Raw genomic sequence first — 24,067 nt, forward strand, 5'->3', positions numbered from 1 at the left:
CTTTTTGCGTTGTTCCGCGCTTCCGCGCACGATGTGCCGCTCGCAGTCGGTAAAAAATGCGGCACCCGCCGTCGCGTACAGCCTACCGGCAGGCGGCCAATCCGCATGCCGGCTCGGTTCGGGCAATCACCACGGACGCCCGCCCTTCATTCTTCGACCATCGTCTTCAGCTTCAGCAGCGCCTGATCCCACTGCCGCGAAATCGCGTCGAGCGCGCGGCGTGCCGCGTCGAGATGCGTGGGCTCGAACGCCCACAGGCGCTCGCGTCCGACCTTCACGTCGTGCACGAGGCCCGCGTCGGCCAGCACCTGCAGATGCTGCGTGACCGACTGCCGCGTGATGTCGGTGCCGGCCGTCAGCTGCGCGATCGACATCGCACTGCCCGCGCACAACGCCGCGACAAGCCGCAGACGCGTCTCGTCACCGAGCGCCGCGAACACCGCCGCCGAACTGCGCAGTGTCGCCGCCTTGAGGCCCGCCCTCGCGGGGGCCGCCCTAGCTCGCGCCGACATATCGCTCGACGTTGACCATCTGCTGCTCCCAGCCGCCGTCGTTCAGCCGGAACGCTTGCGCGCGCCGCCCGACCGGCAACTGGTCGAAGCCCGATTCGACGACGCGCAGCAGCGTGCCCGACTCGACGTCGCTCAGATCGAATTCCACGAGCGTGGTCGGCTCAGGCGTGTAGTCGATCGTGATCTCGATCGCGGCCGGATGCCAGCGCCACGACAGATGATGCTCGGGCTCGACACGCTCGACCAGCACGTTCATCAGCAGATGCTCATAGCCTGGATAGGTGATGTGCCCCTGCGTGGATTGCCCCGCGACGAACTGCTTGCCGGTGAGATTCACGCCGAACCATTTGCCGAATTCCTTGGCGTTGGACAGCGCACGCCAGACGCGCGAGCGCGGCGCCTTACTCCGTCGCATGCGCGTGCATGACGCCGGTTTGCATCGACCACGCCATCCACGGCCGGCGCAGCGCGACGATCGCAAGGAACGCGCAAGCCGACAGCGTGCCGAACGTCGCGAAGCCCATTTGATAGCTGCCGGTGCTCTCCTTCGCGATGCCCATCACGACCGGCAGATAGAAGCCGCCGATGCCGCCCGCCGCGCCGACGATGCCGGACATCAGCCCGGTGCGGCCGGCCCAGCGATGCGGCACGAGCTGGAACGTCGCGCCATTGCCGAGTCCGAACGCGACATAGAGGCACAGCAGCAACGCAATGCCGCCCGCGAGCGACGGCATCGCCGCCGCGAACAGGAAATCGCAAACAGCGATGATCGCCAGCAGCACGGTCAGCGCGCGCACGCCCGACACGCGGTCGGCAATCAGGCCGCCGAGCGGGCGCACCATCGCGCCGGTCGCGGCGAGCAGCGCCATGAACAGGCCCGCGTCGATTTTCGACAGTTGATACAGGTTGGTCAGCAGCAGCGACACATACGAGGACATACCGACGAAACCGCCGAACGTGATGCTATAGACGAGCATGATGACCCACGTATCGCGCTCGGCGAGCACCGAGCGGTAGCGTTGCGGCAGCACCGCGATCGCCAGCAGCGCACCGATCACCGGCAGCAGCAGCACGCCGGTCTTGCCCGCGCCGAATAGCCCCGCTTCGACGAGCAGCACGAGCGCGATCAGGCCGACCAGCGTCGTCGCGAAACTGCCGAAGGCGCGCAGCACGCTGCCGGTTTTGACGCCCGCGTCGTTGGCCCAGAAGTACAGCGTGATCGCGGCGATCGCGAGCAGCGGCAAGGCGCCGCCCGCGGCGAGTTGCCAACCGTAGCGCGTCGCCAGTTGCGGGAACAGAAAGCCGTCGAGCACCGCGCCGATGTTGCCGGCCGCGGCCAGTCCCAAGACGAGGCCCTGCACTTTCGGCGGATAGTTACTGCCGGCCATCGGCAGCGCGACCGCGAAGCTGGCGCCGCCGACGCCAAGGAACACGCCGAGCACCAGCAGCATTTCGTACGACGGCACCGATTGCAGCAACGGCAGCACGATCGTCGGCACCGCCGACAGCAGCACGCCCATCAACGCAATGCGTTTGCCGTGCGCGGACTGATACAGATTGCCGAGCGTCACGCGCAGAATCGCCGCGGACAACACCGGCACCGCGACGAGCAGACCCTGCTGCGCGGGCGTCATCGCGATGCTCTTGCTGATGAACGGCGCGAGCGGCCCATACAGCACCCAGACGGTGAAGCCCGTGTCGAAATACAGAAAGCAGGCGACCAGTGCGCGCCAATCACCGCTTCGCAGGGAGTGCATCACGTTTTTCATCAGAGATCCTCAGTAAATAAAATGACGGGTAGTCCAGTTGCTGCGTTACTTGTGTTTTGCGCCGGCATGTCGCCCGGAGTTTTCACTGGGACTCGACACGCAAGCGTCATACCATCGGGCTGTCTGTTAAGAGGCCTTTTTAAAGACATCTTCTGAAACGCATCGGCGGCTCAATACACGTCGCGTGCATAACGCTTTTCGCGCGTCAGACGGCTCACGTATTCGAGTGCTTTCTCTTCGCTCATGCCACCGTGAGTCGTGATGACGTCCTTCAGCGCCGCATCGACATCGCGCGCCATCCGGTTCGCGTCGCCGCATACATAGAAGTGCGCACCGTCTTCGAGCCATGCCCACAGTTGCGCACCGTGTTCGCGCATGTGGTCCTGCACATAGATCTTGTCGGCCTGGTCACGCGAGAACGCGACGTCGAGCCGGGTCAGCAGACCGCTCGCGCGCATCGCTTCGAGTTCGTCGCGATAGTAGAAGTCGGTCGCGGCATGCTGTTCGCCGAAGAACAGCCAGTTGCGTCCGCGCTCGCCTCGTGCCTGCCGTTCGTGCAGAAAGCCGCGAAACGGCGCGATGCCGGTGCCCGGCCCGACCATGATCATCGGCGTGTCCGATTGATGAGGAGGACGAAAGTGCGCGGACTTCTGCACGAACACGGGCACGTCGGTGTCGCTTGCGCGATCCGCGAGAAACGTCGACGACACGCCCTTGCGGTGCCGCCGCCCGTTGCTGTAACGCACCGCCGATACCGTCAGATGCACTTCGCCCGGATGCGCCTTCGGGCTCGATGCGATCGAATACAGACGCGGCTGCAGACGCTTCAGCATGCCGGTCAGCTCGGCGGCCGAGAGGCTCACCGGAAACTCGTGCAATACGTCGGCGAGCTGCTGTCCCCATAGCCATTGCTTCAGATCCGCCTTGCGTTCGGGCGCGAGCAGATCGCCCAGCGCGCCGTTGCCGCTGCGCGCCGCGACGAACGCGAGCGCCTCGGCGCTCGGCCGCGCGATCTCGTAGTGCTTGCCGAGCGCATCGGCGAGCCGCATGTCGCCGATACCCGCGACGTGCACCGATGCCTCCGCGTACAAACCGCTCAGCGTGATCAGTTCGTCGACGAGTTCGGGGCAGTTGCTCGGCCACACGCCGAGCGCATCGCCCGCTTCGTATTCGAGGTTCGTCTCGCCCGTTTGCAGCGACACGTAGCGGGTATCCTTTGCGGCGCCCTGCCGGTTCAGGCGCAGATTGCCGACGACGCGCGACGCGGCCGGCCGCGCCCTGGTCGGCACCGCGCCCACCACCGCGTTGATCATGCCGCCCGGCGGCACCGCGTACAGCGCGGCATCCGCCTGCTTGATGCAGACGATCACGCGTTCGAGCCATGCATCGGCGCCCTGCTGATATTCAATATCGCAATCGACGCGCTCGCTCAGACGCAGCGCACCCTGCGCGGCGAGCCGCTCGTCCAGACGGCGGCCGTGACCGCAGAACTGATCGTAGTTGCGATCGCCAAGCGCGAGCACCGCGAAACGCACGCCGTCGAGGCGCGGCGCCGTGGCGGCGTTCAGTTGCGTCCAGAAGTCCTGCGCGTTGTCGGGCGCATCGCCGTCGCCGAACGTGCTCGTCATCAGCAGCACGTATTGCGCCTTCGCGAGCGTCGCGAACGAATAGTCGGCCATGCACGCGGTGCGGATTTCGAAGCCCGATTCCATCAGACGCGTCGCGTAACGCTCGGTCAGCGACTCGGTGTTGCCGGTTTGCGAGGCCCACAAGAGCGTGACCTTCGGCCGCACGCGCACGATGCGCACGCCGGATTCGCGTGGCTCTTCCTGTGCGAGATTCGGCCGCAAGGCAGCGGTTGACGTCTGGGCCGTCGTCGCGCTGCGGCTGTACAGTCCCGCAAGCAGACCATCGACATAGAGCCGCTTCACCGCATCGAACGGTGCGCTGTGCGGCAGCACCGGCACGTTGACGAGACCTTGCGCTTCGGCCGAACGCAGGCCACTGACGAAACCCGCCAGATACGCGCGCTCCGCATCGCTGAGCGACGGCATGGGCGCGGGCTCGGGCGGCAGTTGCAGCAAAGTCGTGAGGGCTTCGATACGAGGCATGGGTTGATCCTTGGCGCTGGGCGCTAAAACCGCTGCGTCGGCGGCGGTAGAGAGCGCATCGTCGTCATTGCGAGTGCTCGCGTCGCGATCCGCCGTCACCGGACTCAGCGCGACCGCGCAGACTTTCAGTTCGGGCTGCAGAGAAACCGGATCGACCGCGTCGTTGGTCACCGCATTGATGCACAGTTCGTCGCCGAACACGTCGTTCCAGTGCATCGGCGCGAAGCACTGACCCGCGCTCACACGATCGGTGACGACGGCGGGCAGGACCGCGCGGCCGCGCCGCGAACGGATCTCGACCGCGTCCTTCGTGCGAATCCCGAGTTCGGCCGCGTCGTCCGGATGAATTTCGACGAAGGGTCCCGGGTTCAGCTTGTTCAGCATCGCGACCTTGCCGGTCTTGGTCATCGTGTGCCACTGATGCTGCAGACGGCCCGTGTTCAACACGATCGGAAACTCGCGATCGGGCAACTCGGCCGCAGGCTGATACGCACGCGCGAAAAACTTCGCCCTGCCGCTCGCGGTCGGAAAAGCAATGCGCGGGTGGCCGCCATCTTCCGACTCCCTGAGTGTCTGGCTCACGCCGTCATTCAGATAGCGAAGCGGATTGCGCTCGGACGAATCGGCCGACGCGATCGGCCACTGCAGTGGCGAGTCCTTCAAGCGGCGATGGCTCGCGCCACGCAGGTCGTAGCCGGTCGCGGGGTTCGCCGCGCGCGTGAGTTCGGCGAACACTTCGTCGGCGCTCGCATAGCTGAACGCATCGGCAAAGCCCATTTCACACGCGATGCGCGCGATGATCTGCCAGTCGGGCAGCGCCGCGCCGGGCGGTTCGATGGCTTGCTGCATCAGCGTCAGATTGCGCTCCGAGTTGACCATCACGCCTTCGGCTTCGGCCCACAACGCGCCGGGCAGCAGCACGTCGGCGTAGCGGTTCGTTTCGGTATCGAGGAACGCGTCCTGCGCGATCACGAGTTCGGCCGCGCGCAAACCGGCGATCGCGGTCTGCCGGTTCGCGACGGTCGCGACCGGATTCGTGCAGATGATCCAGCACGCCTTGATGTCGCCCGCGGCCATGCGCGCGAACATGTCGATCGTGCCGGTGCCTGCGTCCGCTTTGAGCGTGCCCGGTGCGATGCCCCACAGTGCTTCGACGAACGCGCGATCTGCGGCGACCAGCGCCGAACGCTGCCCCGGCAGAGCAGGGCCCATATAGCCCATTTCGCGGCCGCCCATCGCGTTCGGTTGGCCCGTCAGCGAGAACGGCCCACTGCCGCGCCGGCAGATGCGGCCCGTCGCCAGATGCAGATTGCACAGCGCGTTGGTGTGCCACGTGCCGTGCGTGCTCTGGTTCAGGCCCATCGTCCAGCAACTCATCCAGTCTTTGGCCGACCCGATCATCTGCGCGGCGCGACGGATGTCGTCGGCGGCGAGGCCCGTGATGCGGGCGACGTTCTCCGGCGTGTACCCGGCCAGAAACGCGGGCATCGCGTCCCAGCCTTCGGTGTGTTCGGCGATAAAAGCCGCATCCGTTGCGCCGTTTTCGTGCAGCAGATGCAGCAGACCGTTCAGCAGCGCGAGGTCGGTGCCGGGTTTGATCTGCAGGAACAGATCGGCTTTCCCGGCGGTCGTGTTGCGGCGCGGATCGACGACGATCAGCTTCGCGCCCGCCTTCACGCGATCCATCATGCGCAGGAACAGGATCGGGTGGCAGTCGGCCATATTCGCGCCGCTGACGAAAAACAGATCCGCGTGATCGAAGTCTTCGTACGAGCCGGGCGGACCGTCCGCGCCGAGCGACAGTTTGTAGCCGCTCGCCGCGCTCGCCATGCACAGGCGCGAATTCGCCTCGATATTGTTCGTGCCGATAAAGCCCTTTGCGAGCTTGTTGACCAGATACTGCGCTTCGAGCGACATCTGCCCCGACACGTAAAACGACAGCGCATCGGGACCATGCTCGTCGAGCACGCGCCGCAGACGCGCGGCGGTATCGCTCAGCGCCTGCGCCATCGGCAGCGGCACCGGGTCTTCGTCGCGCGCACGACGCACGAACGCGCCTTCGAGACGACCCGACTTGCGCAGCGCGACGTGGGCCGACTGCCCTTTGGTGCAGAGCCGGCCAAAGTTGGCCGGATGCTCCTTGTCGCCAGCGATCTTCACGACCTGGCCGTCCTCGACGTGCAGCACCATGCCGCAGCCGACGCCGCAATACGGACACACGCTCTTTACGCTGGTAGCAGACATGCGCGAATGATCGGGTTGAAACATCGGAACGATGGACAAAGGCCGCTACCTCAAACCGCGACCCACACCTGGCCGTTTTCGACGCGCGTGGCAAATGCGCTGACCGAATACGACGGCGTTTCGAGGCATTCGCCGGTGCGCAGATCGAAGTGATGCTTGTAGATCGGCGACGCGACGACGATGCGCTCGCCGAGGCTGCCGACGAGTCCGCGCGACAGCACCGCCGCGTGCGAACCCGGATCGAAGTTTTCGATCGCGTAGACCGTGGGCTCGGCCGGCGACTCGACTTGGCCGCGATCGACGTGAAACACGGCCACCTGTTCGCCATTGACGAGCGCGCAAACGCCGGTGTTCGGCACGATGTCGTCGAGTGCGCAGATCGCGGTCCAGGCGCGGGGCAAGCGTTCGTTCTTCATGACTGGGCTCCTTTTGAGTTAAGCGGGAATCGGATGAGGTCAAACCGTCTCGACGACAACGGGAATCTCGATGCGCTGCACCTGCCGCTCAGCGGGCGTTGCCGGCCGGATCTGTCCGCGCTCCTCGACGAACGCGACGTTGCTATCGGACTCGCCGCTGTTGACGAAATGGCGGAAGCGCTTGCGCGTTTCGGGATCGGTGACGGCCTTTTTCCATTCGCACTCGTACGTGTCGACCACATGCTGCATCTCCACTTCGAGCTCGTTGGCGACGCCAAGGCGATCGTTGACGATCACGTCGATCAGATAGTCGAGGCCGCCTTCGAGGTTGTCGCGCCACACGCTGGTGCGTTGCAGTCGGTCGGCGGTGCGCACGTAGAACATCAGGAAGCGGTCGATATAGCGCACGAGCGTCGCCTTATCGAGGTCCGCGGCGAGCAGTTCCGCGTGCCGCGGCTTCATGCCGCCGTTGCCGCACACGTACAGATTCCAGCCCTTCTCGGTCGCGATCACGCCGACGTCCTTGCCCTGCGCTTCCGCGCATTCGCGGGTGCATCCCGACACGCCGAACTTGATCTTGTGCGGCGTGCGCAGGCCCTTGTAGCGATTCTCGAGTTCGACCGCGAGACCGACCGAATCGCCGACGCCATAGCGGCACCACGTCGAGCCGACCGCACGACTTCACCGTACGCAGCGATTTGCCGTACGCGTGACCCGATTCGAAGCCGGCCGCGATCAGCTCTTCCCAGATCGACGGCAATTGCTCGACGCGCGCGCCGAACAGATCGACACGCTGGCCGCCGGTGATCTTCGTGTAGAGGCCATATTTCTTCGCGACCTGCGCGACCGCGATCAGGCCGTCGGGCGTCACTTCGCCGCCCGGCATGCGCGGCACGACCGAATAGGTGCCGTCGCGCTGGATGTTCGCGAGGTAGTAGTCGTTGGTGTCCTGCAGCGACGCGTGCTCCTTCTTCAGCACGAATTCGTTCCAGCACGACGCGAGAATGCTCGCGACCGCCGGCTTGCAGATGTCGCAACCGAGTCCGCGGCCATGCTTGGCGAGCAGCGCGCCGAAACTGCGCACTCCCTCGACGCGCACGAGGTGATACAGCTCCTGGCGCGAATACGGGAAGTGCTCGCAGACGTGGTTGTTCACCGCGAGGCCCTGCTTCTTCATCTCGGCCTTCATCACCTGCGTGACGAGCGGCACGCAGCCGCCGCACGAGGTGCCCGCGCCGGTCGCGCTCTTCAACGCGCCGATGTCGGTCGCGCCCGCGCACACGGCTGCGCACAGTTCGCCCTTCGACACGTTGTTGCACGAGCAGATCTGCGCGGCCGCGGGCAACGCCTCGACGCCGAGCGCCGGCTTCGCGCTGCCGTCCGCTTGCGGCAGGATCAGGAATTCGGGGGACGCTGGCAGCTCGATGCGGTTCAGCATCATCTGCAGCAGCGTGCCGTATTCGCTCGCGTCGCCAACCATCACGCCGCCGAGCAGATGCTTGCCGCAATCGGACACGACGAGCTTCTTGTAGATCTGCTTGCGTTCGTCGCTGAACTGGTAGGTGCGGCTGCCCGGCGTATTGCCGTGCGCGTCGCCGATGCTGGCGACGTCGACGCCCATCAGCTTGAGCTTCGTGCTCGTGTCGGCGCCCGCGAATTCGGCCGGGTCGCCGAGCAAGTGCTTCGCGACCACGCGCGCCATCTCGTAGCCGGGCGCGACGAGCCCGAACAGCTGGCCGTGCCACAGCGCGCATTCGCCGATCGCATAGATGTGCGGATCGCTGGTCCGGCACGCATCGTCGATGGCGATGCCGCCGCGCGCGCCGAGTTGGAGGCCGCATGCGCGCGCGAGATCGTCGCGCGGACGGATGCCGGCGGAGAACACGATCATGTCGGTGTCGAGATGGCTGCCATCGGCGAACTGCATGCGGTGCGTGCCCGCTTCGCCGTCGACGATCGCCGTCGTGTTCTTCTGCGTGTGCACCGTGACGCCAAGCTCTTCGATCCGGCCGCGCAATACCCTGCCGCCGCCGTCGTCGACCTGCACCGCCATCAGGCGCGGCGCGAATTCGACCACGTGCGTTTGCAGACCCATGTCGCGCAGCGCCTTCGCGCATTCGAGACCGAGCAGGCCACCGCCCACGACCGTGCCCGTTTTCGAGCGGGCGCCGCATTCGCGCATCGCTTCGAGATCGTCGATCGTTCGATAGACGAAGCAGTCGCCGCGCTCGCGGCCCGGCACCGGCGGCACGAACGGATAGGAGCCGGTCGCGAACACGAGGCGGTCGTACGGCAGCGTTTCGCCGGTCGCGACCGTCACCGTGCGCGCGTCGCGATCGACCGCGACCGCACGCGCGTTCAGCTTCAGTTGCACGCCGTGGCGCTCGAAGAAGCCCGGCTCGACGAGCGACAGGTCATCGGCGGTCTTGCCCGAGAAGAACTCGGACAGATGCACGCGATCGTAGGCCGGTCGCGATTCTTCGCCCAGCACCGTGATGTCGAGATCGTGCGCGGCCCGTTGCGCCAGGCATTCGACCAGTTTGTGGCCGACCATCCCGTGACCGATAACGATGATTTTCATGAGCGCGCTGTCCTCTGGTGTCTGGCGAAAGCGATTGCGGAAATAAAAACGGCGTCCCGCGAATCCAGCCGAGGGGCCGAATTCGGGGGACGCCGTTGTCCTGTTGGGTGCTGCGGGGCGCGTGCAGTTGTGCTGCAAGCGCGACGAACCCACGTTGGTCCGATGACAACGCTTATTGCAAGGGCTGTGCCAATTTCGATAAATGCGCCCGAAAGCGCGGTGTGGCGGGGATTTGCAGCAAGTCGCGCGGCTTCGGACCGGAGCCCGCGCGCGACGCGTTTTGAGGCGGCGAGGCACAGGGATGGTGCGACGCAGCACTGTCGACGTGCGAAACGAAGGCGCACGGGCGTGCGATCGCCGTCATGTTTTCCGCGTGAATCGCAATGTGTGGCAACGGCTTGCGCGCCTTGATCGGATCGATGGCGTGGTCCTTGCATTGCTCTTGCGCAACGTCATCGCGGCAACGTCGTCGCGACGCGCAGACTCAACCGTCGACAGGCAATGCAATGGACAACGGCGTCCCCTCGTGATCTTCACGGGCGGGCGCCGTTTTCGTTTCGGGCCTACGGAAACCAACGGCATAAGGACACCGACATGAACACCAACACCGGCAAGGTCACGCTGCTGAGCGCCGGCCCGGGCGACCTCGACTTGCTGACGCTGAAGGCCGTCAAGGCGCTCGCGGCCGCCGACGTCGTGCTGCTCGACCACCTCGCGAATCCCGACATCGTGACGCTCGCGCCGCAGGCGCGCGTGATTCGAGATGGACAAACACTACCCGCGTCGGCCATGGCGCGGGCAGCCTGATCGGCGCTCGAAGCGGGCCTCGCCCGCCTTTCATCCCATCAATCGCCGAACCCGAGCTCCGCGTCGACCTGCTGCCCGACGCGCAGCCAGGCCCCCGCCCCGCTCGCGACCAGCGCGTTGTTGCCGAACGTGACCGCGCCGTCGAAGCGCTCGCTGACTCGGTAACCGAGCATCGTGTCGGTCGGCTCGTTCGGCCAGTCGGGATCGGGCGCGCCGCGCGCCTGATCGATGGTCGGCATCGGACAGCGCGTGCACAGCTTGACGAGCCGTAACTCGACGCGCGCGCTCGAGTCCGCATTCGCGCCGACGGCGAGTGTCTCGACATAGTCCTCTTCATAGGCATCGAGGCCGCTGAGCACGATATTGGGCCTGAAGCGATCGATTCCGATCGACGGTGCGCCTTTGCCGTTCAGGCGCGCGTTCAGATCGTCGAGCGAGGCCTGGCCGACCACCAGCAGCGGAAAGCCATCGGCAAAAAAGGTCGTGGCGCCCCCCGTGCTGTCCGTATAGTCCGGATCGACGACGCGTTCCCGCTCGGGATCGAAGCGCAGCAAGCGCGCGGGCAGACCGAGGAACTCCGTGAACCAGACCGCCGTTTCTGCGCCGGTGTCGAGCCCGTAGGCCGCGTCGCGCCACACCGCGGTAGCGACCCTGGGTGCCGCGGCGAGCCGCGCGGCATCGAGCGGCGTGCGCAGCTCACGCATGCCCGGCGCGCTGACGATCAGATCCTCTGCGCCGAGTTCGACCTTGATCAGCGCCATGCGCGGATACGCGCGCTGCGTGAACATCGCGCCTTCGGGATCGACGATCATCCAGTTGCGGTCGTATTCGAGGCCCGTCGCCAACAGCCGCGCCTCGGTGAGCGCGATGCCCGCGCAGGATTTGATCGGATAGACGAATAGTTCGTTGATGGTAGGCATGGTTGCACGCGCGTCGGGAGCGCAGTTCCGGCGAAAATCGGGGACTGAAGGTAGATCCGTATAGTACCGAAATTAGCGTTGACGGGGACGTGCGAGCCGGACCCTCTCATCGGGCTTTTTTAAGCTTGTTTTAAAAGTGGCGACCTAGAGTCGAATCACAGCAGCATGGAGAACGCATCGGACAGACGCGTTACTCCGACTCAACCGACTCAACCCTCGTGTCGGGGGGCATGTGATGCGACGCGACAACCTCAAGTACTTCCTGATCGTGGAATGTCTGACCGTGGCGGTGTCCGCGGGCTGCATGGCGCAATCCCCTCCGAACAACGTAAGCTCTGGCGCGAATGTGCCGGCTGCTAGGCTTCCAGGCCACGACACGGCGCCCGCTATAGTGACGGACTTCTCGCGCCTCGTCAGCGAAGAAGGCAAAGCAGTCGTCAATATCAGCGTGACAGCGGCTCAACCCGTCGCCACCGTCACTCCCCTCTGGCCGCCGGCCGGCAGCGAAGACGATCCTTTTACCCAGCAGTTCCAGCAGTTCGCCTACGCCCCTCCTGGCGCGGCAGGCCTGGCTTCGCAACGCAGCGGCTCAGGATTCATCATCTCCGCCGATGGATACATTCTCACCGACTCCAGCCTGATAACGAAAGCAACCCGAATCAGCGTGACGCTAAAGGACGGTCGCAAGTTCAAGGCCAAGGTGGTCGGCGACGACCCAGCGAGCGGTATCGCGCTGCTCAAGATTCCCGCCACCAAACTGCCGACAGTCAAAATTGGCTCACCGTCCGCGAACAAGGCCGGTCAGTGGGTCGTCTCGATCGGCTCCCCTTATGGACTGAACGACACGGTGACGGCAGGCATCATCAGCAACATGTCGCGGGCTTTGCCAGGCGAGTCGTACGTACCGCTTATCCAGACTGACGTGACCGAAAATGCGGGCGATGCAGGCAGCCCGGTGTTCGGTCTGAACGGCAACGTCATTGGGATCGAAATGCCTATCACGAAAGAGATCGGCGACGTTGAAGGAGCCGCGTTCGTGCTGCCGATCGATGAAGCGATGAAAGTTGCCCGACAGTTGCAACTGCACCACGAGGCGGAACACGGACGCCTCGGCATCACGATTCAGGATGTCAGCTGGCCGCTTGCGCAATCTTTCGGTCTGAACAGGCCGCAAGGGGCGCTCGTCAGCTCGGTCGACCCGCGAGGACCGGCTGCCAGGTCCGGTCTCAGACCAGGCGACGTCATCATGAAGATCAATGGCGTTGATATTCCAGATTCGACCCGGTTGCCCGTCACAGTAGCCGATCTCAAACCGGGCACATCCGTCCATCTCGTGTACTGGCGCGACAACGCCACGCACGATACGACAGTCGCGCTTGGCAGTCTGAATGCCACTCCTGCCGAGACCCCGGCCATTGCGCAGGTCGCAGCGCCCGATGGGTTGACCGTGCGTGGTTTGACCGCACAGGAGCGACACGACGCAGGTGTCGAAGGTGGTGTCCTGGTCGAAAAAAGCACGGGGGCCGGCGCGCTCGCCGGCATCGAACCGGGAGACATCATCCTGATGGTCGACAGCACTCATGTATCAAGTCCCGCCCAGTTCCGGCGGAAAGCGGCGAACAGCGGTAACGCGGTCGCGCTATTGGTCCAACGCGACGGACAGCGCATGTTCGTCACCATCGACATGGGCTAGGGTCTGTTTATATATGCAAATAGACCCTGGCAGCGCAGTGGCGGCGCGTACCTCATCGCCACACTTTACGAGGAGCTCGAAATGAACCAGCACGCAATCGTCAAAGTTGGCTTGACGGCACTCGCACTGAGTGCAAGCGTCCAATACGCGTTCGCGGCAACTCAGCCTTTACCCGCGGTACAGCACGAGGGTGAGGTTACGTTCCTGAGCGGCGGGATCGGCCTTGGCCAATCCACCGCTATCAAGGAGGTCATGCCAAGGTATCCGCTCACGCTCGAGTTTGCGGGCAAGGCGGCTAGCGGCAACGAGTACCTTGCGAATATCCCGGTGACGCTATCCGACATGCACGGCAATACGATATTGCAGACCACCGCAAAGGGTCCTTTCCTGTTGGCGTCGCTGCCTCACGGCCGGTATAGCGTAAGCGCCACATATAACGGCAAGACGGAGCGCAGGGACGTGAATATCGCTCCGTCGTCGCATGTGCATGAAGTGTTCCTGTGGTCGATGTAGACCGGCGTTTCGCGTTTCTGGCCGCACGCGATCCGATTCGCCGGCTTTCCGGCGCGTGACGACCGCGGCGGTGCATTCGTAACCGGTACTCGTGAAAAGTCGCGATGGGCAACCGAACCGACTCGGAGCTTGCCATGAAAAACGGTTCCAGCGAGCCTCTCGACGAAACCCGCCGCAGATGGCTCATCGCCACATCGGCCGTCGGCGCCATAGGAGGCGTGGCGGTCGTCGTTCCTTTTGTCGACTCGTTTGCGCCGCCAGCGAGTGCGAGGGCAGCCGGGGCGCCGGTCAGCGCCGACATCAGCAGACTCGAGCCTGGCAGCATGATGACCGTGGCGTGGCGCGGCAAGCCGATTTTCATCGTCAACAGAACCAACGAGATGCTGGCGGCCGTGCTCAAGGCCGACCCGATGGTCGCCGACCCGCATACCGAGCATCCGTTCTCGATACCGCTGCCGGCCTATTGCAACAACGAATACCGGTCGCGCCCGGATCATCGCAACATACTCGTTGTGATCGGCGTGTGCACCCATCTCGGCTGCACCCCGCTGCCCCGCTTCCAGCCCGGGCCGCAACCCAGTCTGCCCGACGATTGGCCCGGGGGCTTTCTGTGCCCTTGTCACGGCTCGACTTACGACCTGGCCGGTCGAGTGTTCAAAGACAAACCCGCGCCCCAGAATCTGGATGTGCCGCGTTACATGTTTGCGTCGTCGACGAGCGTCGTTATCGGACAGGATGAAAAAGGCGAGGAGGCATAGCCGCGGCATACGGTCGAGGACGCGGGAAGTTCCTGCTACGGTCGCGCAATACCAGCCCGCCTCGCTACCGCTACATCGATCCGTGGCGGCCGGTCGAGCGCGCGGTGTCGCGCGGCTCGCCTATCACCTACCGAGGTCGAGATCACCAATTGATGCGCGAAGCGAGCCGCTCGACAACCTCATCCCGGCCCAGTGACCCGATGAATCCGGCGGCATCAAGTCCTCAGCAATCCGATCGCCCACCTTGAGACCCCTGCCGTGCACGGCATACGAAGCGTCGTTGACGCGCACGGATTGCGTCGACGTGGCGGTCCTGCCGCGAGCCCGGGGCTGGCAAATATCGATACTGCGGGCGACGGCGTGCGCAATATGCTCCTTCGCAATCACGCCGGACACGTCGAACGCGCCATCGACAGCGGCATCGACGACAACCACCGCCATCACCGCGCGGCGCTGCCGGAGTTCGCTGATCACTTCGAACGCCGCATCGGATTGCTTCACGACGATGAAGTTGCGATAAGCCATGTCGGCATTCCGTTACCAGTTACGCAGGTTCCTGCGGTATTCGGAAGAAATTACTCACGCGGAAGGAGTCACGCCTCTGCAATATCAGATGCTCCTTCACGTCAGGGGATTTTCCGAGCGCTCCTGGGCCAGTATCGGCGAACTGGCTGAACGGTTGCAGGCCGCGCCCAACGGCACCGCGGCGCTCGTGTCCCGCTGCGAAGCCGCCGGGCTCGTCGAGCGTCGCCCCGACGCTTCCGACCGGCGACTCGTGCAGGTCCACCTTCTTCGTTTGCCGGGCCTTCAGCGTATGGATAGCAGGCACCTGCCACAAGGCGTCCCGCACGGTGGAGAGAACGGGCGATCATCATCGTGCCGGCACGGGGAAAGCCTTTAAGCCTGCTTTAATCGCCACTGCATAGATTGAAAGCGTACCAGGCCTGTCGTGCCTTCAACGAGCCAACGATCGATCCGCCACTGCCGACGCGGAGCAAGTTGATCGCTGCAGAGCCCCACTGATCGAAGCTGACAGACAGTTGACTGGCACTCTACTGGTTCTCTCGCACAAGGAGGACACACCATGCGTACGCTGCCTGCACTATGCGCTGGAATATGTTTGGGCTTCGCCCAGCTTGCCATCGCGCACCCGACCTCGGACGTCGCCCCGAAAACCGGGTGCAAGGATTTCTCCGCGATCGCCATTCATCAACGCGCCCCGATCGCTGACTGGGTCGCACCGCCGAGCCGTCATCGTGTGGTCCGGACTGACAGCGCGATCATAGTCAATGCTGCTGCCCCGGTTGGCCTCATTGTCGGCGAGTGCGGGAAACCGACCTGATAGAGGTCGAACGCAGATCGAACGTTTCTTCGGGCGTATCAGCCAGTTTCGGCTGCCTTCCACTGGTTTCGACTGGTTCGCGGGCGGCTAAGCGGTGTTCGCGTCGCCCATGCGCGGGTCTGGCTCACTCGTGAAAGCGTGAACCGGGCCTAGTTCGCTTGCCGCTGTCATCCGACGATGAACCGAAGCCGTCGCCCCCGCTACGGCTCGCGGCGCGACCATTGTCTGGCCGCAATGAATGCTTCGAAAACCTGCTCATCGGCTGGTCTACCTCGTTATTTCTGAACCAGGCCGCGCTTGTGGACCGCCCGGCGCGTGGCGTTGCGGCGGCACTGTCGAGCGCACGGGCAGAGCCGCCTGGCGAGGCCGCCGTTTCGCGCTGCCTCGCGCGGAAGTAAAATCGTCGAATCAGGCGCGCGCCGGAGAGCCGCAAGAAGCTTGCAACGGAGCCCCGAGGATCTCGTGAAGCGCCGCATCGCCGGTTACCGAAAGAAGCTGTAGAAGCCACCTTCCCATCACCGAGACAGGAAATTCATTATGCTGAGCAAACCCGTGTTGACCGTCGCCGAGACGACCCGCATTGTCGATGCCGCCCGTGCGGAAGCCGAGAAGAACAAATGGCCTGTCGCGATCGTCGTCGCGGACGACGGCGGCCATCCGCTCGCGGTGCTGCGTCTCGACGGCGCGGCGCCCTCCACCTCGTATATCGCGACCGAAAAAGCGCGCACCGCGGCGCTCGGCCGGCGCGAAACCAAGGTCTATGAAGACATGATCAACAACGGCCGCACCGCGTTCCTCAGCGCACCGCTGCAGGGCACGCTCGAAGGCGGGGTGCCGGTGATCGTCGACGGCCACGTGGTCGGCGCGGTCGGCGTGTCGGGCGTCAAGTCGGAGCAGGATGCGCAGATCGCGAAAGCCGGCATTCAGGCGCTCGGCGTGTAACGCGCCGAGCGCCAAAGCACTCCCGAGACACAACGCGGACCGATGCCCCCTCGTCGGTCCCATAACAGATGGAGCAGTCGATGACTCAGATGAACCCGCGCGGCGGACTGCAGGTCGCCGCCAACCTCGACCAGTTCGTTGAATCCGAAGCCCTGCCCGGCACCGGAATCGACAGCGCCGCCTTCTGGTCGGGATTCGACGCCCTCGTGCACGAGCTGGCGCCCAAAAATCGGGCGTTGCTCGCCGAGCGCGACCGCCTGCAAAGCGAACTCGACAACTGGCATCGGGCCAATCCCGGCCCGGTGCGGGATCTGCGCGCGTATCGTGCGTTTCTCGAAGGCATCGGCTACATCGTGCCCGTGCCCGCCCGCGTCCAGGCCACGACCGACCACGTGGACAGCGAAATCTCCGGACAGGCCGGCCCGCAGCTCGTCGTGCCGCTGTCGAACCAGCGCTACGCGCTGAACGCCGCAAACGCGCGCTGGGGTAGCCTGTACGACGCGCTGTACGGCACCGACGCGATCCCCGAAACGGACGGCGCGGAAAAGCAGAAGGGCTTCAACCCGGTGCGCGGCGCAGCCGTGATCGCGTACGCGCGCAAGTTCCTCGATCAGGCTGCGCCGCTCGCGAACGGCTCGCACGCGGACGCAACGCGCTATAGCGTCGAGAACGGCCGGCTGGTCGTCGCGCTGAAGAGCGGCACCACGGCGCTGAAGACACCTGCGCAGTTGCTCGGCTATCAGGGCGACGCGAGCACGCCATCGGCGGTGCTGCTCAAGCACAACGGCCTGCACGTCGAGATCCAGATCGATGCGAACGATTCGATCGGCAAGACCGATGCCGCCCATGTCAAGGACATCGTCGTCGAAGCGGCGGTCACCACGATCATCGATTGCGAAGACTCGGTCGCGGCCGTCGATACCGACGACAAGGTGCAGCTCTATCGCAACTGGCTCGGCCTCATGAACGGCGACCTGACCGAACAGGTCACGAAGAACGGCAAGACCTTCACGCGCCGGCTCAATGCCGATCGCGAATACATCGGCGCCGACGGCAAGTCGCAGGTCAAGCTGCATGGCCGCTCGCTGCTGTTCATCCGCAACGTCGGCCATCTGATGACGAACCCGGCCGTATTGACGAAAGACGGCCACGAGATTCCGGAAGGCATTCTCGACGCGGTGATCACGACGCTGTGCGCGCTGCGCGACCGCCAGAACAAGCTGAACTCGCGCACCGGCTCGATCTATATCGTGAAGCCGAAGATGCACGGACCGGCCGAAGTCGCGTTCGCGAGCGAACTGTTCGCGCGCGTCGAAGACCTGCTGAAGCTGCCGCGCAACACGATCAAGATGGGCATCATGGACGAGGAGCGCCGCACCAGCGTGAACCTGCTCGCCTGTATCGCCGAAGCGTCGGCGCGCGTCGCGTTCATCAACACGGGCTTCCTCGATCGCACCGGCGACGAGATGCACTCGGCGATGGAAGCGGGCCCGATGATGCGCAAGGGCGACATGAAGTCGAGCAAGTGGATCACGTCGTACGAGCGCAGCAACGTGCTGGTCGGTTTGAGCGCGGGCCTGCGCGGCCGCTCGCAGATCGGCAAGGGCATGTGGGCGATGCCCGACCTGATGCACGCGATGCTAGAGCAGAAGATCGGCCATCCGAAGGCCGGCGCGAACACCGCGTGGGTGCCCTCGCCGACCGCGGCGACGCTGCACGCGCTGCACTATCACCAGGTCGACGTGCAGGCGGTCCAGCAGGAACTCGAACGCACCGACTATGCGACGGTGCGCGACGAACTGCTCGACGGCCTGCTGACGATTCCGGTCGTCGAAAAGGCGCAATGGAGCGACGACGAAATCCGCGCCGAAGTCGACAACAACGCGCAGGGCATTCTCGGCTATGTGGTGCGCTGGATCGACCAGGGCGTCGGCTGCTCGAAAGTGCCGGACATTCACAACGTCGGCCTGATGGAAGACCGCGCGACGCTGCGTATTTCGAGCCAGCACATCGCCAACTGGCTGTATCACGGTGTGATCAAGCGCGAGCTCGTCGAGGAGACGTTCAAGCGCATGGCCAAGGTGGTGGACGCGCAAAACGCCGGTGATCCGCTCTACCAGCCGATGGCGCCCGGCTTCGACACGATCGCGTTCGAGGCCGCGCAGGCGCTCGTCTTCGAGGGGCGCCAGCAGCCGAGCGGATATACCGAGCCGTTGCTGCACAAGTTCCGGCTCGAGGTGAAGAAGCAGGGTTGAAGCCGTCCGGCCGAAACGACGACGGGCGCCGTGCAATGCGGCGCCCGTTTTTCCTTCCAGGTCGTGTCACTTCACGCGGCTTCTGCCGTCAATTGCGCCGCCTCGCCACCCGACGCTTCGTTCTTCATAAAGGCTTGCAGATACGCCTCGAATTCAGCCTTCACCTCGGGATGGCGCAGTGCGAATTCGACGGTCGCCTTCAGATAGCCGAGCTTGCTGCCGCAATCGAAGCGCGTGCCGAAGTAGCGATACGCTAGCACCTGCTCCTCGGTCAGCAACGACTGCACCGCGTCGGTCAGTTGCAGCTCGCCGCCCGCGCCCGGCTTCAGCGCGCGGATATGCTTGAAGATCGTCGGCATCAGCACGTAGCGGCCCACCACGCCGAGATTCGACGGCGCCTCGTCCGGCGCTGGCTTCTCGACGATGCCCGACAGCTTGATCACGTTGTCTTCCCACTCGCGGCCGTCGACGACGCCGTACGAGCGGCTGTCCTCGCGCGCGATCGTTTCGACGCCGATCACCGAGCTGTGATAGTGGTTGAAGGTATCGACGAGCTGACTCATCACGGGCTTCGCGCTATGCAGCAGGTCGTCGGCGAGAATCACCGCGAACGGGCTGTCGCCCACCAGTTTTTCGGCGCACAGCACCGCATGGCCGAGACCGAGTGCTTCGGCCTGGCGCACGTAAAAGCAGTCGACGTTGGCCGGCTTGATGCTGCGCACGAGGTCGAGCAGCTTCTGCTTGTTGCGCGCTTCGAGTTCGGACTCGATCTCATAGGATTTATCGAAGTGATCTTCGATCGCGCGCTTGCTGCGGCCCGTCACGAAGATCATCTCGGTGATGCCGGCGTCGATCGCTTCTTCGACCGCGTACTGGATCAGCGGCTTGTCGACGATCGGCAGCATTTCCTTCGGACTTGCTTTGGTAGCCGGCAGGAATCGTGTCCCGAGGCCCGCTACGGGAAACACGGCTTTGGTGACTTTCAGCATGGTAGGCATTCCCACATCGGTTAGAAATTGGTGTGTTCGCGGACCTGGCGGCCAATCAATGCCGGCGCAAGACTAGCAGAAAAACTGCGAGGTTCACGCAAGCGTTTTTCTCCGATTTAATTCGGATAATTCAGGCATTAATCTCAATTCGATATTGTGAAAAATTGAGGAAATTATTACGTATCTATTGCCAGTTGGTGATCGAGCAAATCCGAAAGTCTTACCTTTCGGACGACCCCTGGCACGGGTCGCCTGGCGACCCGATGACCGGCTTCGGCAGCACGTCATTCCTGTTCGTCGACCGGTGGCAGCTTGCCTGGGTTCATCCGGTAACGACGGATCGGCTCGTTGCGCAAGGCATCGCGGTAGGCGGAGGCGGCCACCAGGATCAGCAGGACGGCCACGCCGGCCAGTAAATGCAGGTTCATGACTTCACCTCGGGGTGAGAAAATCCTTGCTTTAAATTAGCACGACAAAAGCGATAAATAATTCGATACCCCATACGTCGGCGCGCAATTACAATTCGTCACAAAATCGATGTCGGATTCAATGCGAAATGGAATTTTTTAATCATTTTTCAGGATTGCGGTGCTCTAGCATGGATGCGTCGCGGGTGCGCAAGATGCCCGCTCGAAGCCCTGTTCCGCGTCAATTTTTTCTTTTTTCCGCTTCAGATAAGGACCGCGTATGAGCGACCCAGCACTGGATGCCGCCGGCTCATCCCTGCCCCTCTCCCCGCTGCCGCGCCCGGAGAAAAACCCGGCCGCGGCGCATGCGCGCAGCGACGCGCGTGTCGATAGCGCCAGCAAGGAGCACGCGATCGACGCGATGCGAGGTTTCGCCGCGCTGCTGGTCGCCTACTTTCATTGCCGCCAGATCGTGTGGGTCGGCATGCAGGCGTTTCATCAGAGCGTCGGACATTCATTGAGTCCCAGTAGTCTCGCCGCGTATCTGACGTTTCCGATCGCATGGGGCTCGGCCGGTGTGCCGATGTTCTTCGTCATCAGTGGCTACTGCATCCATCGCGGCGGCGCGCTGCGGCTCGCGGGCAATCCCGCTTACCGGCTCGATGCAGGCAACTTCTGGCTGCGGCGCTTCGCGCGCATCTACCCGGTGCTGCTTGCGGCGCTCGTACTGACCTTCGCGCTCGATTCGTTGAGCCTGCAATTGCCGCCCGTCAGTCACAAGATTCGCGACATCGGCTGGCATCCGTTTCTGGTCAACCTGTTTTCGCTGCAGGGTGTGGCGGGTAAAACGTATGGCTCGAACGGCGCGCTGTGGACGTTGTCGCTCGAAGTGCAGTTCTATGCGATCTATCCGCTGCTGTTCGCGCTGCGGCGGCGCATCGGCATGAACGCCGTGCTCGCGCTCGTCGGCGCGATCAACGTTGCGTCCGCGTACGGGTTGGAGCGCCACGATGTGCAGTTCTTCACGTCGTACTGGTTCTCCTGGACGCTCGGTGCGTGGATCGCCGACGCCAAAGCGCGCAGCGTGCGAGCGGCGCGTGCGCCGGCATCGCTGTACGTGCTCGCGGCGGTATTGATCGCGGCAGGCTGCGTCGCGTTTCACTTCGGCCAGTACGGCGCGTTCCAGATATGGGCTCTCGGCTTCGCGTGCTATCTGTACAAGGCGCTCGATGGACGTCATGCCCCCCGGCGTGAAACGGGCGGCGTGCGCGCGCTGCTTCGTGCCGGGTCGGATGCAGTAGCGCGCCTGCTGTCGCGCGTCGGCGACTTCAGCTTCTCGCTGTATCTGATCCATCTGCCGATCTTCGTACTGCTGTCGGCGTGGCTGTTTCGTTCGTCGCTGCAGATGTCGATCTGGCCGTCGTTCGGCTATATGCTGGTCGCGGTGCCGTTTGCCTATGTGTTTTATCGGCTCGTTGAGTTGCCTGCGATGAAGTGGTCGGCGAGTTTTAAGCCTAAAGGGCGCTGATAGAACGTTGACATTGGATCAATCCCGCGCGTTCGGGTGCTTCACCATCATTTGATCTCGTTGAATAGCAACGTCGATACCTGGTGCTCGTCCTGAAGGGAAAATTGAAACGGTATCTCTGGATGCGTAAATTTGAGCCGGAGTTGCTTTAGAGCCGGGACCGGGACAAATCGCTGATTCTTAAACGTGTAGTACGACACTAACAGGCCAACGCGGGATGCCTGTGCATCGTCGAATACGTAAGTGTTATTCGGAAAGGCAAGCTTCCCTTCCTTCGTCGCCACGACGGCCCGACATGACGAAAGTAAACTCGGCAGATGAAGAAACGTCGGCTTGCGCGCTAGCAGGCTGCTGAAGTACCGGTGGTAATGTCATCGCGGAAGGCCTCTGAAGCGTTGATGGAAGGCCCCTACTTGCCCCCTGGAGATCATGCGCGGCGCCGATACGTTCACCGAGAGTTTGTTTTCCATGCGCAAGCTGGACGAGTTCGTTCCGAAGTCGCATCCGTTGCGTTCGATCCGCGTGATGGCGAACGAAGCCCTGGCGAAGATGGATCGGTTGTTTGCCGGGATGTACGAGGCCGACATCAAGGGTGGGCGGCCGAGCATCGCGCCGGAGAAGTTGCTGCGAGCCATGCTGATCCAGGTGCTCTACAGCATCCGCTCGGAGCGCCAACTGATGGAGCAGGTGCAATACAACCTGCTGTTTCGCTGGTTCATCGGCTTGGCCATGGATGACGAGGTCTGGGTGCCCACGGTCTTCACGAAGAACCGCGAACGTCTGGTCAAGCATGATGCGGTGATCGAATTCTTCAACGAAGTGGTGGCGATCGCCGAGAAGAAGTGCCTGCTCTCGGGCGAGCACTTCAGCGTGGACGGCACGCTGATCCAGGCGTGGGCGGGGCACAAGAGCTTCGTGCCCAAGGACAGTGACGATCAGGACAGCGACGGCGGCAGCGCGGGCGACTTCAAAGGGGAGAAGCGCAGCAACGAGACACATGAGTCCAAGACCGATCCCGATGCACGGCTGTATCGCAAAGGCAATACGGCCAGCGAATTGCGTTACATGGGCCACACGCTGACCGACAATCGACATGGCTTGGTGGTCAACGCGTGCGTGACGCGCGCTGACGGGCATGCCGAGCGCGAAGCGGCCAAGGTCATGATCAACGACGCGCGGCAAGCAGCAGAAGATGCGAACGCAGAGATCACGTTGGGCGCAGACAAGGGTTACGACGCTCAGGAATTCATCGAGGCATGCCAGCAGATGAAGGTCACGCCACACGTTGCGCAAAACACCTCGGGGCGGCGTTCGGCAGTGCCCGATACGATTGCCTCGAGCGTGGGCTACGCCATCTCGCAGCAAAAGCGCAAGTTGATCGAACAAGGCTTCGGGTGGGCCAAGATCGTGGGGCGCATGCGCCAGGTGATGGTGCGCGGCTTGAAGAAAGTGGACCAGATGTTCGTGTTGAACATGGCCGCCTACAACCTCGTGCGCATGCGATCGCTGGCACAAATCCGCCCGTAGTGGCCCAAGAGGCGGTAATGAAGCCGGAAATCGGCCTCAAACCGCCAAAAAAACGTTGAATTCGCGTTGAAATTGCACAATACGCTAAAACTTGCGGCAGGAGCTGCATAGGCGCAGAAAGGCTGCTTCCGCCGGAGTATATTTCAGCAACCTGCTAGAGGGTTGACCAGCAGCGAGATCTGCCGGTACCGACTTCCGGCTTCGCCCGAACCGTTGCCGTGCCCTTCCACGCAGAGTAAGGGCGGATGCGTATCGGTTCGCGCTGCAATGAATACGTTGGCTGATTGCGGAAAGATTTCCGGCACATGCTCTCCGGGGAATGTCGTAGCGTGCGCAAAGCGATAGGATTTGCCGTCGACTGCCAGGCGATCCTTCCAGAGCTCAATGTTTAGCGTTTTCCGTTCCAGTTTGGCTTGCAGTTTCATAAAAGTGCCTGGCTCGCCTGGGTAGGAATAGACCACGCCGGCGTTTTGATCGGTCGGGTCACCGTTTTGTTTGATCGGGTCGCCAAACACTGCCCCCGCTTGGGCAACGTACAAGGCTTCGTAGCTGTCGTAAGACTGAGCCGCATGTGCGCTGCCAGATAGGGCGGCCATAGCGGCCACCAGTATCGTAGTGATTCTCATCGGTATGCTTTGGCGCCTGTCGCTTTCAGATAGTTGGGGTTAAGCGTCCAGAAAATCGTGCTTCCGTGGGCAGCACTGGAAAAGCAATCGCAGATCCTTATTGATCGGATCACTCATCGCCCATCCC

19 protein-coding genes and 2 pseudogenes are annotated in these 24,067 nt (G+C 63.4%); 10 read left to right on the plus strand and 11 right to left on the minus strand.

Annotated features, from left to right (window positions below; all coding sequences use genetic code 11):
* Positions 1-146 precede the first annotated feature (146 nt).
* From OKW39_RS02000 to nirB, 6 genes and pseudogenes are all read right to left on the minus strand, one after another.
* Positions 147-512 (minus strand): ArsR/SmtB family transcription factor, encoded by a 366-nt coding sequence (locus OKW39_RS02000; protein WP_429336472.1) that lies wholly within the window; start codon positions 510-512, stop codon positions 147-149.
* Positions 496-927 (minus strand): SRPBCC family protein, encoded by a 432-nt coding sequence (locus OKW39_RS02005; RefSeq protein ID WP_429561941.1) that lies wholly within the window; start codon positions 925-927, stop codon positions 496-498. Before OKW39_RS02005 ends, OKW39_RS02000 begins: the two co-directional genes overlap by 17 nt.
* A complete protein-coding gene (locus tag OKW39_RS02010) occupies positions 914-2,281 on the minus strand; it encodes an MFS transporter (protein ID WP_187610065.1) in 1,368 nt (455 codons plus the stop codon). Before OKW39_RS02010 ends, OKW39_RS02005 begins: the two co-directional genes overlap by 14 nt.
* A 170-nt stretch (positions 2,282-2,451) precedes the next feature.
* Entirely contained in the window at positions 2,452-6,636 is a 4,185-nt protein-coding gene (locus OKW39_RS02015) for a molybdopterin-dependent oxidoreductase (protein WP_429561942.1), read from the minus strand.
* A 50-nt stretch (positions 6,637-6,686) separates the two neighbouring features.
* The gene (gene nirD / locus OKW39_RS02020; RefSeq protein WP_429336469.1) at positions 6,687-7,052 is read right to left on the minus strand and encodes a nitrite reductase small subunit NirD; all 366 of its coding nucleotides are present in this window, start codon (positions 7,050-7,052) and stop codon (positions 6,687-6,689) included.
* 39 nt (positions 7,053-7,091) lie between these two features.
* Positions 7,092-9,633, minus strand: a pseudogene (gene nirB / locus OKW39_RS02025) (nitrite reductase large subunit NirB).
* A 594-nt stretch (positions 9,634-10,227) separates the two neighbouring features.
* Here nirB and OKW39_RS02030 point away from each other — a divergent pair.
* A pseudogene (locus OKW39_RS02030) lies at positions 10,228-10,404 on the plus strand (SAM-dependent methyltransferase); the annotation flags it as partial.
* Positions 10,405-10,478: 74 nt separating this feature from the next.
* Here OKW39_RS02030 and OKW39_RS02035 read toward each other — a convergent pair.
* Positions 10,479-11,360 (minus strand): MOSC domain-containing protein, encoded by an 882-nt coding sequence (locus tag OKW39_RS02035; protein ID WP_429336467.1) that lies wholly within the window; start codon positions 11,358-11,360, stop codon positions 10,479-10,481.
* 235 nt (positions 11,361-11,595) lie between these two features.
* On the opposite strand from OKW39_RS02035, the gene OKW39_RS02040 reads away from it, so the two are divergent.
* From OKW39_RS02040 to petA, 3 genes are all read left to right on the plus strand, one after another.
* Entirely contained in the window at positions 11,596-13,053 is a 1,458-nt protein-coding gene (locus tag OKW39_RS02040; RefSeq protein ID WP_429561943.1) for a trypsin-like peptidase domain-containing protein, read from the plus strand.
* A gap of 81 nt (positions 13,054-13,134) precedes the next feature.
* Complete coding sequence (locus OKW39_RS02045) at positions 13,135-13,566, plus strand: carboxypeptidase regulatory-like domain-containing protein (protein ID WP_090804862.1); 432 nt, start codon at positions 13,135-13,137, stop codon at positions 13,564-13,566.
* A gap of 134 nt (positions 13,567-13,700) precedes the next feature.
* Entirely contained in the window at positions 13,701-14,324 is a 624-nt protein-coding gene (petA, locus tag OKW39_RS02050; RefSeq protein ID WP_090805769.1) for a ubiquinol-cytochrome c reductase iron-sulfur subunit, read from the plus strand.
* A 123-nt stretch (positions 14,325-14,447) separates the two neighbouring features.
* Here the strand turns inward: petA and OKW39_RS02055 are convergent, their stop codons facing one another.
* Positions 14,448-14,849, minus strand: a complete 402-nt coding sequence (locus OKW39_RS02055) for a hypothetical protein (protein ID WP_429561944.1) — start codon at positions 14,847-14,849, stop codon at positions 14,448-14,450.
* On the opposite strand from OKW39_RS02055, the gene OKW39_RS02060 reads away from it, so the two are divergent.
* The 4 genes from OKW39_RS02060 (at position 14,848) to OKW39_RS02075 (ending at position 18,863) form a co-directional block, all read left to right on the plus strand.
* Positions 14,848-15,225 carry a MarR family winged helix-turn-helix transcriptional regulator gene (locus OKW39_RS02060; protein WP_429561945.1) on the plus strand — a complete coding sequence of 126 codons (378 nt, stop codon included), beginning with the start codon at positions 14,848-14,850 and terminating at the stop codon, positions 15,223-15,225. The genes OKW39_RS02055 and OKW39_RS02060 overlap by 2 nt on opposite strands.
* A gap of 183 nt (positions 15,226-15,408) precedes the next feature.
* Positions 15,409-15,666, plus strand: a complete 258-nt coding sequence (locus OKW39_RS02065) for a hypothetical protein (protein ID WP_143037170.1) — start codon at positions 15,409-15,411, stop codon at positions 15,664-15,666.
* A gap of 537 nt (positions 15,667-16,203) precedes the next feature.
* Positions 16,204-16,608, plus strand: a complete 405-nt coding sequence (locus OKW39_RS02070) for a heme-binding protein (protein ID WP_184003617.1) — start codon at positions 16,204-16,206, stop codon at positions 16,606-16,608.
* Between the two features lie 80 nt (positions 16,609-16,688).
* On the plus strand, positions 16,689-18,863 hold the full coding sequence (locus tag OKW39_RS02075) for a malate synthase G (protein WP_429561946.1): 2,175 nt from the start codon (positions 16,689-16,691) through the stop codon (positions 18,861-18,863).
* Between the two features lie 71 nt (positions 18,864-18,934).
* On the opposite strand, the gene galU is transcribed toward OKW39_RS02075, so the two are convergent.
* Entirely contained in the window at positions 18,935-19,852 is a 918-nt protein-coding gene (gene galU, locus OKW39_RS02080) for a UTP--glucose-1-phosphate uridylyltransferase GalU (RefSeq protein WP_184066584.1), read from the minus strand.
* A 284-nt stretch (positions 19,853-20,136) separates the two neighbouring features.
* The gene (locus OKW39_RS02085) at positions 20,137-20,280 is read right to left on the minus strand and encodes a hypothetical protein (RefSeq protein ID WP_008921966.1); all 144 of its coding nucleotides are present in this window, start codon (positions 20,278-20,280) and stop codon (positions 20,137-20,139) included.
* 259 nt (positions 20,281-20,539) lie between these two features.
* On the opposite strand from OKW39_RS02085, the gene OKW39_RS02090 reads away from it, so the two are divergent.
* Both OKW39_RS02090 and OKW39_RS02095 read left to right on the plus strand, forming a co-directional pair.
* Entirely contained in the window at positions 20,540-21,787 is a 1,248-nt protein-coding gene (locus OKW39_RS02090; protein ID WP_429561947.1) for an acyltransferase family protein, read from the plus strand.
* A gap of 429 nt (positions 21,788-22,216) precedes the next feature.
* Positions 22,217-23,314: an IS5 family transposase gene (locus OKW39_RS02095; protein ID WP_429561948.1), complete on the plus strand. Its 1,098-nt coding sequence runs from the start codon at positions 22,217-22,219 to the stop codon at positions 23,312-23,314.
* A gap of 143 nt (positions 23,315-23,457) precedes the next feature.
* Here the strand turns inward: OKW39_RS02095 and OKW39_RS02100 are convergent, their stop codons facing one another.
* Positions 23,458-23,910: a hypothetical protein gene (locus OKW39_RS02100; RefSeq protein WP_429561949.1), complete on the minus strand. Its 453-nt coding sequence runs from the start codon at positions 23,908-23,910 to the stop codon at positions 23,458-23,460.
* Positions 23,911-24,067 lie beyond the last annotated feature (157 nt).

The organism is Paraburkholderia sp. MM6662-R1 (assembly GCF_050436245.1).
GTDB classification, from domain to species: Bacteria; Pseudomonadota; Gammaproteobacteria; order Burkholderiales; family Burkholderiaceae; genus Paraburkholderia; species Paraburkholderia tuberum.

Bases quoted from the DNA above. Each gene is read 5' to 3' on its own strand.
- OKW39_RS02045 (WP_090804862.1), top strand. From the start codon at position 13,135: ATGAACCAGCACGCAATCGTCAAAGTTGGCTTGACGGCACTCGCACTG.
- nirD (WP_429336469.1), bottom strand. From the start codon at position 7,052: ATGAAGAACGAACGCTTGCCCCGCGCCTGGACCGCGATCTGCGCACTC.
- OKW39_RS02015 (WP_429561942.1), bottom strand. From the start codon at position 6,636: ATGTCTGCTACCAGCGTAAAGAGCGTGTGTCCGTATTGCGGCGTCGGC.
- OKW39_RS02005 (WP_429561941.1), bottom strand. From the start codon at position 927: ATGCGACGGAGTAAGGCGCCGCGCTCGCGCGTCTGGCGTGCGCTGTCC.
- OKW39_RS02000 (WP_429336472.1), bottom strand. From the start codon at position 512: ATGTCGGCGCGAGCTAGGGCGGCCCCCGCGAGGGCGGGCCTCAAGGCG.
- OKW39_RS02055 (WP_429561944.1), bottom strand. From the start codon at position 14,849: ATGGCTTATCGCAACTTCATCGTCGTGAAGCAATCCGATGCGGCGTTC.
- galU (WP_184066584.1), bottom strand. From the start codon at position 19,852: ATGCTGAAAGTCACCAAAGCCGTGTTTCCCGTAGCGGGCCTCGGGACA.
- OKW39_RS02085 (WP_008921966.1), bottom strand. From the start codon at position 20,280: ATGAACCTGCATTTACTGGCCGGCGTGGCCGTCCTGCTGATCCTGGTG.
- OKW39_RS02010 (WP_187610065.1), bottom strand. From the start codon at position 2,281: ATGAAAAACGTGATGCACTCCCTGCGAAGCGGTGATTGGCGCGCACTG.
- OKW39_RS02075 (WP_429561946.1), top strand. From the start codon at position 16,689: ATGACTCAGATGAACCCGCGCGGCGGACTGCAGGTCGCCGCCAACCTC.
- OKW39_RS02060 (WP_429561945.1), top strand. From the start codon at position 14,848: ATGTCGGCATTCCGTTACCAGTTACGCAGGTTCCTGCGGTATTCGGAA.
- OKW39_RS02070 (WP_184003617.1), top strand. From the start codon at position 16,204: ATGCTGAGCAAACCCGTGTTGACCGTCGCCGAGACGACCCGCATTGTC.
- petA (WP_090805769.1), top strand. From the start codon at position 13,701: ATGAAAAACGGTTCCAGCGAGCCTCTCGACGAAACCCGCCGCAGATGG.
- OKW39_RS02035 (WP_429336467.1), bottom strand. From the start codon at position 11,360: ATGCCTACCATCAACGAACTATTCGTCTATCCGATCAAATCCTGCGCG.
- OKW39_RS02090 (WP_429561947.1), top strand. From the start codon at position 20,540: ATGAGCGACCCAGCACTGGATGCCGCCGGCTCATCCCTGCCCCTCTCC.
- OKW39_RS02095 (WP_429561948.1), top strand. From the start codon at position 22,217: ATGCGCGGCGCCGATACGTTCACCGAGAGTTTGTTTTCCATGCGCAAG.
- OKW39_RS02100 (WP_429561949.1), bottom strand. From the start codon at position 23,910: ATGGCCGCCCTATCTGGCAGCGCACATGCGGCTCAGTCTTACGACAGC.
- OKW39_RS02040 (WP_429561943.1), top strand. From the start codon at position 11,596: ATGCGACGCGACAACCTCAAGTACTTCCTGATCGTGGAATGTCTGACC.
- OKW39_RS02065 (WP_143037170.1), top strand. From the start codon at position 15,409: ATGCGTACGCTGCCTGCACTATGCGCTGGAATATGTTTGGGCTTCGCC.